Below are 13,028 nucleotides of genomic sequence, written 5' to 3' on the forward strand. Positions count from 1 at the left end.
TTGTATAATTGTCGGATTTTAAATAAGGTGCTAATCGGTAAATTTTAAATTGTTTTTTTAAAAATTGATTTTTGTCTTTTGGCCGGACTAACTCAATATGGACAAAACGTTTGTTAGCAACGGGATCTACAACATAGGCAATATAGTTTGTATTAGCAACTTGGATAATCCCAATTGACCGGCTTTTTAATGGTTTCTTTAAGGCAGCAACATTCCACAAACGCTATCCGTTAGTTCAAAGAAAGAGCTGTTTAAACAGCTCTCGGTCCTCAACAAACGTTACCTTTTTGAAGAAAAAGTGGATTGCTCTTCTCTTGCCTAGTTAACATTTTCAGAATACCAATAAAAAGCATAATCAGTCATAACTGAAGAATCACCCAACTGATGTAACATAGCTGAAATATTCCCTCTATGATAGGTTCCATGATTCACAACGTGTAAGACCATTTCAGATATACTTGTTTCTCTTAATCCTGCCCATGGATTATCCAACATTATTCTCTTTTCAATATCTTCCTGTCTGTTCAAAAAGGATTTAAACCGAGATGTTAAAGTGTGAAATTCCGTTTCTAAGTCTTCAATGGACAGTTTCTCAATCTTTTCTTGGATTTGAAATGAAGATTGCATTGCTTCATTCATACTCTGACCCTCGAGGGTATTAAGCCAACCATATTCCACTAAATAGAGATGAGATAAAACCTTTGAAACAGAAGAAAAGACACTCTTTATTTCCTTTTGATATTTCTCAGGAGAAAGTGTCTTAAGATGATCAATAATCCGTTGATTTGCCCATACATGATAGTTATATAGATTTTCTACATGATTAGCCATATAATCGCCTCCTTATCATCATATTTTTTAATATTCTTTATCTGAGTGAATTATTCCTTTAAATATTTTTATCTATCTGATAATTCCTTCAATATTACTCCCCGTTAGTTAAACATCTATTCAAGAAATTTATACAGTATAAGGTTACATAAATCTTTTGAATTGCTCCTCATGCTCCACTCAGATTTCTGGAATTTACATTGTTTGCATGTATATAGGAACTTGCATGAGATGTTCCTAGTTTAATTTTGCTTACACCAGTACCGACAACACTTTCGAAGATAATTAAAATCGAGGTCAATACTGGTTATGACCATTTGTTTCGCAATTCGTCGGCCAGTATAGGTTAGAAATGTACCTTTATATTCAGCTTTTTAAAAATCCTCCCGAAAACTTAATGATTCTTAAAGGTAAAACAGCTTGTAAAATAATTGGGTACTTTCAAATAAAATTTAAAATTTCAGAATTAGGGAGACAATTATCTGCCAATTTGGTATATTAATAGAAATAGACTACATACGACTAAAAATGGAGAGAAGCTATGAGTCGATCTGTTGTATTTGAAAATGTAACAAAAAAATATAATAAGAATATGGAAAGAATACAGGATCACGATTTGTCTAATGGAGACGGGGAAGACATTTATGCTTTGAAAAATATTAGTTTTACTGCCGATAAAGGCGATGTGATTGGTATTATTGGCATTGATGGCGCGGGGAAGTCAACCTTATCGAATTTGATTGCGGGTATTGAGTCGCCGACTTCCGGAAGTATTGAAATTGAAGGGAAAACTTATTTAAATGCCATTTCCGCAGGGCTGAATAATCATTTAACCGGGCGTGAATATATAGAATCGGAATTGTTAATGCACGGATTTAATAAGAATGAGATTCAAGCGTTAATGCCGGATATTATTTATTTTGCGGATATTGGAAAACTTATTGATCAGCCAATGGAAAATTACTCAAATGAAATGATGGTTCGATTAGGATTTGCAATATCGGTTAATATTGACCCGGAGGTATTGGTCATTGATGGGGCGCTGACGGTTAGCGACCAGATCTTTACTGATAAATATTTGAATAAGATGATTGCTTTCAAGCAAAGAGGGAAAACAATCTTCTTTATCAGCCACTCCATTGGTCAATTGAAGAAGATTTGTCATAAAGCGTTATGGCTTGAGGCAGGCAAGATTCGTGCTTTTGGTCCAATCGATGAAGTTATACCGCAATATGAGAAGTTCCTTCAAGAATTTAAAACAATGTCAAAAGAGGAACAAAAGGATTTCAAACAGCAAGTTCAAAAAAGGCGCAGTCAAGTGCGGGAAGGGCAAGTGAAAAAAGGAGATATATCCCAGAACCAGGAAGTGCCTATTGATAAGATTGCTCAACTTCGTCAGGAACGAAAGATACGTCATAAGAGAAGAAGTCATGCACGTTTTGTAAGACGGACGATCGCTCTTCTTGTCATATTTATTGTTGTTTTAGGCGGTGCGGGTTATGCAATGAAATTCGGATTGCCTAAATGGCCATTTGGGGGTAAAGCTAATGAGGCTAAAACAGCTGTTTCACCAAAAGCACACGTCCAAAAGAATGTCCAACATCATAAGGATACAAAAGCTCCTAAAAAACAAAATGATATTAAGTTACCGGCAGCTATAAAACAAGATGATATTCGTTATATTAAGGTACCTGGTGCATATATCCATGCTAAGCCGGACATGGACAGTGTTGCCGTCGGTATGGCCTATTTTGGCCAAGCCTATAAGGTCCAGAAAGCCCATCAAAGTCACGGAAAAGGCGGCGATTGGTTAAAAATTACCGGTCAGAATAATGTAGAGGGTTGGATTAACAGTAAGACTGTCACCGATCCAAAAGAATTGAATGATGATAAAGTCGCTAAAAGTCTTGATAAGCAAATTAAATTTACCCCTTCATTAAAAGAAACGATGCCTATGATAGGCAAACAAAAAGGAGAAGAAAAACCTTTTGGCTATACAAAATATATGTATAAAGAAGATCGTGTTGTTGGGTTTACCATCAATATAAAAGATTCATCAATATCGGAAATTAAGAAGGTGCTTGGTGAGCCGCAATTAGAGAAAAATGATACCTTTATATACCATGGCAGGAAATATGATTTTATTCTAACGACATTAAAGGATGGCGAGATTAATCAATTAACTGTAAAGAAACGAGAACAATTATAGAGCGAAAAAGGCTTTGAAAATAAGAACAAATGATAAAGGAGCTAGTCAGAAGGAATTACTCAATTACGAATTATATAATAATAAAGCGATGATACTTTTTAATAAAGTATTGGGTTAGTATGGAGAAATGTTGCGGCTTTGTACCGCAGCATTTTTTATCGTATTGAAAGGATGAGGACTATTTTACTAAAATAATTGTTCTATTTTAAAAGTGGCATAAATAAATTTTAAAAGGCTTGAGATTTTATAACAGTCTAAAAAGAAAGATTCAATGATAACAATAACTTTTTTGAGATTTCCGTGAATAGGTTAATCGTCAAAATTACTGCATATTGTGAAAGAGGAATGCAGAGGTTCAACCCCAAGTTCCATTTGATTACCAATACAAGAGCAATTTGGCATTTGTAATTTGTTACAAAAATATTGCAAGAATTAAAGAAAAAAGAGTAATATATTAAAGCGAAATTAAAAAAACCATAGACGAAATATGTAAAAAATTATATAATACAGGAGGACGTCATGGGTAAATATACCTTCTTTTTAGAATATGATGGAAAAAAATCAAGTTCTTCGGCCTATCAACATCCAGAAGATATCATTGTTGCAGATCAAATCACTGAAGCGATTAATAAGTTTTGCAGTAAAAATAAACTAGCCTTGAATCATTATGATCCGTTAATGGATGAAGGGTATCGGATCTATTTAAAAGAAAAAAAGCTAGGTAAAAGAAGAGAAAAAATTTATTATGTTGAAGTATCCTTGTAAAAGGGTACTAAATCGTCTTGCGTTTTACCAATTGTACAAAAAAACAAACATTGGAAAAATTATTTTTTTATTTGTTGAAAAACCCACTTTTATGGAATTTTTTGTGCTATAATTGCTTAATGAATTTAGCAGTAATATTTTACATGTTAATTGGAGGCAACAATGGAAGAAACAATTAGTTTAAAAGAGATATTTCAGACGTTGCGTAAAAGGATTACTATGATCCTTGTAATTACTATACTAGCAACGGCAGTTAGTGCATTTGTTACATACTTTTTCATAACTCCAAAGTACGATGCCTCAACGCAAATTCTAGTTAATCAGTCAAAGGATAAGCAGTCAGTCTATGATCAGAACGCGGTGCAAACGAACGTTCAGCTTGTTAATACATACAGTGTCATTATCAAAAGCCCAAAGATTCTAAAAGAAGTAATCGATCGTTTGCATTTAAATATGACGCCGGACGATTTAAAGAGGAATCTTAATGTAAACAGTGAGGAAAATTCACAAGTCTTTACAGTAATGGTTGAGGATAAAAGTCCAAATCAGTCCGAAAAAATCGCTAATACTATCTCAACTGTATTCAAACAACAAATTCCCAATATTATGAAAGTTGATAATGTTAGCATTTTATCAAAAGCGCAGCTTGCAAGTGATGGAAATCCTGTTAAACCAAAACCAACGTTAAATATCGGAATAGGTTTTATTGTTGGGTTAATGATATCAATTGGTTTAGCATTCTTACTTGAGTATCTTGACAACACAGTTAAAAACGAGCAAGAGATGGAAGAGTTATTGGAATTACCAGTATTAGGTGTTATTACGGAAATGGAATTATCAGGCCGTAAAAAGTCAAAAAAGGAAGCTTTGAAAAGTACGGTAAGGGGTGAAAGGTTTGAAGCGTAATAATAAAGAAATGATTGGGAATAAGCAGCGAAGTCTGATCACTTATCGTAATCCAAAGTCACCAATTTCCGAGCAATTCCGAACAATTCGAACAAACATTGAATTCTCTTCAGTTGATAAAGAAATGAGAACCGTTATGGTAACCTCGTCAAGTCCTGGGGAAGGAAAGTCAACAACGGTTGCCAATCTGGCAGTAACGATTGCACAGCAAGGGAAGAAAGTGTTACTAGTAGATACGGATTTACGAAAACCAACCGTACACTATACTTTTAGACAAGCTAATACACAAGGATTAACAAGTCTCTTAACAAAGCAAACAACATTTGAATCAATAGTTAAAAAGACAGAAGTTGAAAATTTATATGTTCTGCCAAGCGGCCCGATACCTCCAAATCCAGCAGAACTGCTAGCATCTACAGCGATGAAATCTTTTATCAAACATGCATTAACTATGTACGATATGATCGTCTTTGATACACCGCCAGTCCTAGCCGTAACAGATGCACAAGTGATGACTAACCTTTGTGATGGTACAGTGCTGGTTATCCAAAGCGGCGAGACAGAAAAAGAAGCTGCATTAAAGGCAAAAGAACTTTTATTACAAGCTAAAGGAACAATAGTGGGCACAGTCTTAAATCGCAAGCCGCAAAAGAAAAGCAATTATTACTATTATTATGCACAAAGTTAATTTTTTGGAAAAGATGTATTTCTGTGCATCTTTTATGATACAATTGTCATAGTCCGATAGATTGGTAAAAGAAAGAAGGATTTACTGTGATTGATATACACAGTCATATTTTACCGAATGTTGATGATGGCGCCGCGAATGAAGCTGAATCTATTAAAATGGCTAAAGAAGCAGTCAAAGAAGGTATTACCCATATTATTGCTACACCGCACCATCGAAACAGAAACTGGAAAAATAATAGAACAAAAATTCTAAATGATGTAGATCAATTAAATCAATTGCTTGTTGCAGAAAATATTACGTTAAAAGTGTTACCAGGTCAAGAAACGCGTATTTATGGTGACATGGTTGAAGGGATCCTATCAGGCGAGCTGCTAACTCAAAATGATGGAAGGAAGTATATCTTTGTCGAATTTCCATCTAACCATGTCCCGCGTTTTACAAAACAGTTGTTCTTTGACATGCAGCAGCAAGACATTATCCCGATTATTGTTCACCCAGAGCGTAACAGTGAAATTGCACAAAACTCAGACATACTCTATCAATTAGTTAAAGGCGGTGCCCTAACTCAAGTGACTGCCGCATGTCTTTGTGGGAAATTTGGTAAGAAGATTAAAAAGCTATCATTACAAATGATAGAAAATAATCTTACTCATTTTATAGCTTCTGATGCTCATAACACAACAATGAGAAACTTCTATATGCAAGAAGCATTTGAAATAATAGACAAAGAATTCGGCTCTGAATATCGATATTTATTTCTCGAAAATGCACAACTGTTAGTTAATGGAGAAATGGTATACAAGGAAGAGCCTATTGAAATTATTCAGAAAAAGTTTCTGGGATTATTTTAAACTAATCTTAGTACATAATTCGGTTACATCATTCATTATTTGGGGGGATTTTTTTGAAAAAGGTAAAAAAGGCTATCATCCCAGCTGCAGGCTTAGGGACTCGGTTCTTACCCGCAACAAAGGCAATGCCTAAAGAAATGCTGCCGATTGTTGATAAGCCAACGATTCAATACATAGTAGAAGAAGCCGTTGATGCTGGTATTGAAGATATCATTATTGTTACTGGTAAAGGTAAGCGGGCAATTGAAGATCACTTTGATAATGCTTTTGAATTAGAAGATAACCTTATTCGGAAGGAAAAATATGAATTATTAGAAAAGGTCCGCGAATCATCTAAGGTTGATATTCATTATATTCGTCAGAAAGAGCCAAAAGGTCTTGGACATGCTGTTTGGTGTGCTAGAAAGTTTATTGGCAATGAACCTTTTGCTGTGCTATTAGGTGATGATATCGTACAATCCGAGATACCTTGTATTAAACAGTTAATAAATCAATATGAGAAAACTGGTTCATCCGTTATTGGAGTTCAAGAGGTACCTGAAAATGAAACACATCGGTATGGCATTATTGACCCTAATAAGCAAGATGGGCGATTATATCAAGTCAATAGGTTTGTTGAAAAGCCGAAAGAAAATGCTCCTTCTAATCTAGCGATCATGGGTCGTTATGTGTTAACACCTGAAATTTTTGAGTTTCTAGATCGGCAAGAGATCGGTGCTGGTGGGGAAGTACAATTAACTGATGCAATCCAAAAGTTGAATGAGTTTCAAGGGGTGTTTTCATATAACTTTGATGGTAATCGTTATGATGTTGGAGAAAAGGTAGGATTTGTATTAACAACAATTAAAATGGCTTTAAGAAATCCGACTATTAAAGGTAAAGTAATTATAGGGTTAGAGGAAATTTTAGCCGAAGAGAAAATCAGCTTTATTTAAGGGAGTGGAAAAATGGCCCTTACTAAAACACAAGAGAATATAAAAAGTGAGAACTCTGTAGAAAGTGAAGTATTGGAAAGTCAAAAAGGATATATGTTTGTTAAAAGAACTTTTGATATTTTTGGGTCGCTATTTGGTCTTGTTATTCTATCCCCCCTTTTTTTACTTATTACCCTTTTGTACTTATTTGGTGAACAAAAAGGACCAGTTTTTTTTAAACAAAGACGACTTGGTAAGGGGGGGGAAATATTCCACATTTATAAGTTTAGATCAATGATTGTAAATGCTGATCAAAAACTAAAAGAAAATAAATTATTATATAAAAAGTATCTTGAAAATAATTATAAATTGGAACCGTCTGAAGATCCGAGGATAACAAATATTGGGAGGTTTTTAAGAAAAACAAGTCTTGATGAACTACCACAATTGCTAAATGTTTTGAAAGGTGAAATGAGCTTAGTTGGTCCTAGACCAATTGTAATTGAAGAATTAGAGGAATATAGTGAAAAGAAGCATATTTTCCTTTCAGTTAAACCGGGAGTGACTGGCTATTGGCAAATATCGGGGAGAAGTGATGTAGGTTACCCTGAAAGGGTTGATTTAGAACTTTATTATATTTACAATAAAAATTTTAAATTTGATATAAAAATTTTAATAAAAACTGTAGTAGACATTTTAAGAAGTAAAGGTGCCTATTAATCCTATTATAAAAAAATATAAGAGGATTATCATATCTTTAATATGATCATATAGTTTGAAAATATGGATTTTTTATTTGGTAGTAAAACTTAAAGATGTATTTACGAAGATCTCGGTTTTAGTATTATAAATAAGATTTACTATGGAGAAACGAAAATGAATAGAAGTTTATTTAATATTGTAAGACGTAGATTTTTAAAGCTAATTATTCAAGTTATCTTACTGCCAATATATTTATTAGGAAAGTTAATTCCGAAACGGAGAGACTTAGTAATATTTGGTTCATCAAGAGGAGAGTATTACTCAGATAACTCCAAATACCTTTACGAATTTATTTTAAAAAATGATGTTGGGTTTTGTTACTATTGGTTAACTAAGAATAAAAATCTTGCTCTAAATTTTAAGGGGAAAAATTTTGTATATATTTATTCATTAAAAGGGTTATGCTTAATGTTAAGAGCTAACATCGCCATCATAACTCATCAACTAAATGATTTATTCCCACCTTTACTTGGAGGTACAAAAATTATTCAATTATGGCATGGGACACCATTAAAAGAAATTGGATTTCTTTCTGACGGTTGGAAGGAAAGGAAGAGGTGGGAAAATAAAATGATTCTCATTTTATTTAAATTATTCCCATATCTACAATATAATAAATGTGATTATTTAATAACTTCTACAAGTAGTATTAAAGACATTATGGCTAACTCTTTTAAAATTGAACCTAAAAGAATTAAGGTACTAGGTCAACCACGTAATGATATTTTTTTTTCAAATAATAAAATTAATAGCTCGTACTTTTTAAAATTTAAAAACAAAAAAATTTACTCATGGTTGCCTACTCATAGAGCCAGAACAAATATTAAAATAATAAATTTACTTAAAGATTATAATTTTAATATTAAAGAATATGACAATTTTTTAAATAAAAATAACTGTATTCTGATAATTAAGCCGCACTTTACAGAAATAGTAGATTTATCAGTTACTTTAAAAGGTACAAAAAATATTTTTATTTATGAAGAAGCAGATCCATATCCACTATTAGTTGAAACCGATGTACTAATAACTGACTACTCCAGTGTTTATTTCGACTACTTATTATTAAATAGGCCAATTATATTTACACCTTTTGATATAGAACTCTATCAATCAAAAATAACTGGATTTAATTTTAATTATTATGAAGTAACCCCTGGACCAAAATGTACTGATTGGATTGAGGTACTAAAGCAATTAAAAGAAATACAGTTTTATGATAATTACTTTGAAGATAGATTAAGAGTATCAAAGGTATTTAATAACTATTTTGATAATAACAATTCTAAAAGAATAATAGATTTTATATTAACTATTAAGAAGTAAAGGAGGCATACAAATGATCAAAAACACTTGGTTTATGCTTATTACTATGGGTACTCAATATGCTTCCACAACATTGATTTTTTTTCTATTAGCGAGAATTTGGGATGTTAATATCTTTGGTGATTTTATGTTTGGTTTTGTAACTTCAAATTTATTAATTCTTTTCGTTGATTATGGATTTTCCTTACGGTTAATTAAAGAGCTCAGTAAATCAGACTATAATAAACAAAATAGTTTAATTAGTAATGCCTTAGTTGCTAAATTAATACTTTCACTATTAATTTCTATATTGGTTTTAATAATAACAATAATTTTAAATTTTAATAATACTAAATTGGTAATATTTATGTTGCTATATGTTGCAGCTGTGTTTTTTTCATTAACTCAATTTTTTCTACTGCCTTTAAGGGTAATAAATAAATTTAATATAGAGTCTAAAGTTAATATAATAGTAAACTTGGTATTTTTAATAACTATAATTATATTAATTCTTTTTAAATGTAGTCCGATAATGATAGCTATAGGATTTGTCATTACAAGACTTATAGGGTTGATTTTATCCTATAGAACATGTTTTTCATTTTTTTCCTTCAAGAAAAGCTATGTATCCTTTAATCAGATAAAGCGGGTATTAATAATTAATTTTCCTTATGCCATTCAATTAATAGTAAGTGCTTTATACTTCCAAATAGATGTTGTATTTATAGAGTGGTATATGGATTCCTATAATGTTGGAATTCAACAAGCTGCTATGAAAATAATATCAGGTCTGTTAATACTGACAACTATTTTTTCAAATGTATATTTACCGTATATTTCAAAGATGGATGACTATAAGGAAATTCATAAGGTTAATAAAAAATTTACATTTATTATGAGTTCAACAGGTGTATTAATAACAATATTTGTCCTGATTTTTGCTAGGCTTATTATTAATTTCTTATATGGGAAAGCTTACAATGAGGCTATTAATTTGTTAAGATTATTATCCTTTTTACTCTTTATAAGATATTCCGGCGTTACATATGGAGTAATATTAACAGTTCTTAATAAACAGATGCAAAGAGCCTTCGCTGTCATATGTGCTTTAGTATTTAATGTTATACTGAATTTTGTTTTAGTTCCTACATTTGGCTTAAAAGGTGCGGCTATTTCAGCATTATCGACGGGAATTCTACTAAATATTATATATTTTTCAATGGTTAAAACAAATAAAAGACATGAACTATTAAGAAAAGTGGTGTAAAAAATTAGATTTTTAGCGTTTACTTCTTTCATAATCTCTATTATTTTAATCCCGTATGATCGGTTACCTTATTTTAACTTTTCAATTTATAGGCCAATTAGTATGTTTACGTTCTTTTTAACATTTTGCATAATTTTATTATTAAGTATCAAATTAAAGAGAAGTGACATTTTTTTGATATTATTTGCTTTTTATAGTAGTTTACATTCACTTTTTACTGTATTCCAAAACGGTGAAGTTGCTAATACTATTGCACATGTAGCAACTCTTGTAATAGGTTTATGTGTATATTTTAGTTCGACATATTATGGTGAGCTATTTCAGGAACTGAAATATTACCGAACTTTTTTAATATCTCTAATCCTTGCCTTTGTACCTTTAATTATTTTAGGAGATTTACAGTTAATTAATCAATTTTCGGGAAAGTTAAGTTTTGTTAATAATATTACAAGTTTCTTTGCTCAGAATGTATATGATAAGAGAATTCAAGGAGTTTCTGGAGAGCCCTCTTGGGCAATGCTTCATATACTAACGGGGTTAGTACTTTTTTTGTTTTTTTTACGGGGAAAAAAGAGTCTTTTTATTTTAACAGTAATTATAAATTTAATTATTTTGTTTGTGTGTTCCTTTTCATTCTATGGATATTTAGTGCTAGGATTTTCGTTAATTTTATATATGATATTTACAAAAAAAGTTAAGAATCTTTTTTTGGGTGTATTAATATTATTAGTCTTGTTTATTGGATTAAAACTAATTTTATTAGATAGTGGAATTAGTAACTATTCAATAAATCGCTTTTCAAAACTATCAAATATTACATCATTTAAAGATGTTCTATTTTTAGACGGGTCTTTTTTTGTAAGAATTACATTCCCATTAATAGGTTTTATCGAGTTTATTAGACATCCGATATTTGGATTAGGAGGAGGAAACTCTTATTTGGAGTTTAAGCAAATTTTACTCTCATATTTTCCAGAAGGTATAAAGTATCCTGAGGTTTACTTTAATGCTTTTATAAATAATAAGGTTTTTACACCTAGGAATCTCTTTTCGAAGATATTAGCTGAAGAAGGTATTATTGGGATTACTTTATTCCTTGGATTCCTAATAACTTTTTATAAAAAATTTTGTAAAGGTAATATTAGTGTGTTTACCTTTTTTCTTGTAATAGCCATATTTTTGAACTTTGATTCTTATGCAACTATAGATTGCTGGCTTTTACTTGGCTTAATTAAAAGTGGTTTTTTTGACAGGGGGCTAAACGTTGAAAGAAAAAATTCTATTTATCAGCACAATTTTCCCGTATCCAACGGATAACGGAAAAAAAGTTGTTTTAGGTGGGTTATTAGAATATCTTATAAACAATTATAATGTATCTTATGTTGTAATTGACTCGAGTGAATTTATTCAATACAAAGACATTAATATGTATAGCATAGAGAAACCAAGCAATTTAAATAAGCTCTATAATCTATTTTACTTTACTGTTTTAAAAAGAAAAAAAACTATTCAAGAATCAATGTTATATTCAAAAAGAATACTAAAAGAATTAAATCGAATTATAAAAAGTATAAGACCTGATACAATTATCTTTGATACATTAAGAACTGGTCAATACAAGTTGGAATTGGAAATTGATTTTAATATAAAAAATATTTTATATTTAGATGATTTATTTTCTATAAGATATGAAAAAATGCTAGAAGTAATGGATCAAAAGAATGTTGAACTAGAGGCAATTGGGAATTTCAAACGATTTATACCACCTCTTTTTCATTCTATTTTAAAAGTAGATTTCGTACAAAGAAAGGCTTTAAGTATGGAGAGGAAATTAATAACTAAAAGGGAAAACAACCTTGTGAATTATTTCAATTCAAATTTGTTAATAAATCCGGATGAAGTGAAACTACTAAAAAAACGTAGTAGGAGAGATAACATTTATGAAATAAAGCCAAATTTAAGAAAGGTCCAAACAATATGTAGGGAATTTAATGGTGATCCAAAGTTTTTATTTTTAGGTTCACTAAATATTCCACATAATAAAGTATCGCTACTGTACTTTTTAAATTCACAATTAGAAAAGATACTAAAAATAATACCAGACTTTAAGTTAGTTATAATAGGGAAACATCCAAGTGAGGAACTGATAGACCTTTCCGAAAAATATAATCAAAACATAGAGATTAAGGGCTTTGTCGAAAACTTGGGAGAGGTGTTTCATGATGCATGTGCACTTTTAATACCCTTACTATTTGGCAGTGGTGTCAAACTTAAAACTATTGAGGCTTTGAATTTTGGCATTCCTATTATTTCCACTTCATATGGTACAGAAGGTATAAACTTGAAAAATGGAGTTCAGGCAATTATTGAAGATGATTTAAACAAATATCCCGAATTAATGAAACGATTATGTGATAAATCGCTTAATCAAAAACTCTCTTTAGAATCTAAGGAGTTTTTTAAAAATAATTATTCAAGAAATATAATAGAACAACATTATTATGATCTTCTAAATAAATAAGGAGGG

12 protein-coding genes are annotated in these 13,028 nt (G+C 31.0%); 11 read left to right on the forward strand and 1 reads right to left on the reverse strand.

Features of this window, described 5'->3' with window-relative positions; all coding sequences use genetic code 11:
• Positions 1-318: 318 nt before the first annotated feature.
• A complete protein-coding gene (locus tag ACFQRG_RS08375) occupies positions 319-831 on the reverse strand; it encodes a DinB family protein (protein WP_380965433.1) in 513 nt (170 codons plus the stop codon).
• Between the two features lie 541 nt (positions 832-1,372).
• Here ACFQRG_RS08375 and ACFQRG_RS08380 point away from each other — a divergent pair.
• The 11 genes from ACFQRG_RS08380 to ACFQRG_RS08430 all read left to right on the forward strand — a co-directional run bounded on the left by ACFQRG_RS08380 (position 1,373) and on the right by ACFQRG_RS08430 (position 13,022).
• Positions 1,373-3,040, forward strand: a complete 1,668-nt coding sequence (locus ACFQRG_RS08380; RefSeq protein ID WP_380965434.1) for an ATP-binding cassette domain-containing protein — start codon at positions 1,373-1,375, stop codon at positions 3,038-3,040.
• Positions 3,041-3,559: 519 nt separating this feature from the next.
• Complete coding sequence (locus tag ACFQRG_RS08385) at positions 3,560-3,805, forward strand: hypothetical protein (protein ID WP_380965435.1); 246 nt, start codon at positions 3,560-3,562, stop codon at positions 3,803-3,805.
• Between the two features lie 162 nt (positions 3,806-3,967).
• On the forward strand, positions 3,968-4,711 hold the full coding sequence (locus ACFQRG_RS08390) for a YveK family protein (protein WP_380965436.1): 744 nt from the start codon (positions 3,968-3,970) through the stop codon (positions 4,709-4,711).
• A 10-nt stretch (positions 4,712-4,721) separates the two neighbouring features.
• Positions 4,722-5,399: a CpsD/CapB family tyrosine-protein kinase gene (locus tag ACFQRG_RS08395; protein ID WP_380965518.1), complete on the forward strand. Its 678-nt coding sequence runs from the start codon at positions 4,722-4,724 to the stop codon at positions 5,397-5,399.
• Between the two features lie 86 nt (positions 5,400-5,485).
• Positions 5,486-6,253: a tyrosine-protein phosphatase gene (locus ACFQRG_RS08400; protein ID WP_380965437.1), complete on the forward strand. Its 768-nt coding sequence runs from the start codon at positions 5,486-5,488 to the stop codon at positions 6,251-6,253.
• A 53-nt stretch (positions 6,254-6,306) separates the two neighbouring features.
• Positions 6,307-7,188: a UTP--glucose-1-phosphate uridylyltransferase GalU gene (galU, locus tag ACFQRG_RS08405; RefSeq protein WP_380965439.1), complete on the forward strand. Its 882-nt coding sequence runs from the start codon at positions 6,307-6,309 to the stop codon at positions 7,186-7,188.
• A gap of 12 nt (positions 7,189-7,200) precedes the next feature.
• Entirely contained in the window at positions 7,201-7,887 is a 687-nt protein-coding gene (locus tag ACFQRG_RS08410; protein ID WP_380965440.1) for a sugar transferase, read from the forward strand.
• Positions 7,888-8,043: 156 nt separating this feature from the next.
• The gene (locus tag ACFQRG_RS08415; protein WP_380965441.1) at positions 8,044-9,255 is read left to right on the forward strand and encodes a CDP-glycerol glycerophosphotransferase family protein; all 1,212 of its coding nucleotides are present in this window, start codon (positions 8,044-8,046) and stop codon (positions 9,253-9,255) included.
• 13 nt (positions 9,256-9,268) lie between these two features.
• Positions 9,269-10,501: an oligosaccharide flippase family protein gene (locus ACFQRG_RS08420; RefSeq protein ID WP_380965442.1), complete on the forward strand. Its 1,233-nt coding sequence runs from the start codon at positions 9,269-9,271 to the stop codon at positions 10,499-10,501.
• Positions 10,502-10,675: 174 nt separating this feature from the next.
• Complete coding sequence (locus ACFQRG_RS08425; protein WP_380965443.1) at positions 10,676-11,818, forward strand: O-antigen ligase family protein; 1,143 nt, start codon at positions 10,676-10,678, stop codon at positions 11,816-11,818.
• On the forward strand, positions 11,766-13,022 hold the full coding sequence (locus ACFQRG_RS08430; RefSeq protein WP_380965444.1) for a glycosyltransferase: 1,257 nt from the start codon (positions 11,766-11,768) through the stop codon (positions 13,020-13,022). Before ACFQRG_RS08425 ends, ACFQRG_RS08430 begins: the two co-directional genes overlap by 53 nt.
• Positions 13,023-13,028: the final 6 nt, after the last annotated feature.

Source organism: Scopulibacillus cellulosilyticus (assembly GCF_042665295.1).
GTDB classification, from domain to species: Bacteria; Bacillota; Bacilli; order Bacillales; family Sporolactobacillaceae; genus Scopulibacillus_A; species Scopulibacillus_A cellulosilyticus.

What these genes read in the sequence shown, in the direction of transcription:
- ACFQRG_RS08415 (WP_380965441.1), top strand. Translation starts at nt 8,044, where the DNA reads ATGAATAGAAGTTTATTTAATATTGTAAGACGTAGATTTTTAAAGCTA.
- ACFQRG_RS08375 (WP_380965433.1), bottom strand. Translation starts at nt 831, where the DNA reads ATGGCTAATCATGTAGAAAATCTATATAACTATCATGTATGGGCAAAT.
- ACFQRG_RS08380 (WP_380965434.1), top strand. Translation starts at nt 1,373, where the DNA reads ATGAGTCGATCTGTTGTATTTGAAAATGTAACAAAAAAATATAATAAG.
- ACFQRG_RS08390 (WP_380965436.1), top strand. Translation starts at nt 3,968, where the DNA reads ATGGAAGAAACAATTAGTTTAAAAGAGATATTTCAGACGTTGCGTAAA.
- ACFQRG_RS08410 (WP_380965440.1), top strand. Translation starts at nt 7,201, where the DNA reads ATGGCCCTTACTAAAACACAAGAGAATATAAAAAGTGAGAACTCTGTA.
- ACFQRG_RS08420 (WP_380965442.1), top strand. Translation starts at nt 9,269, where the DNA reads ATGATCAAAAACACTTGGTTTATGCTTATTACTATGGGTACTCAATAT.
- ACFQRG_RS08385 (WP_380965435.1), top strand. Translation starts at nt 3,560, where the DNA reads ATGGGTAAATATACCTTCTTTTTAGAATATGATGGAAAAAAATCAAGT.
- ACFQRG_RS08395 (WP_380965518.1), top strand. Translation starts at nt 4,722, where the DNA reads ATGATTGGGAATAAGCAGCGAAGTCTGATCACTTATCGTAATCCAAAG.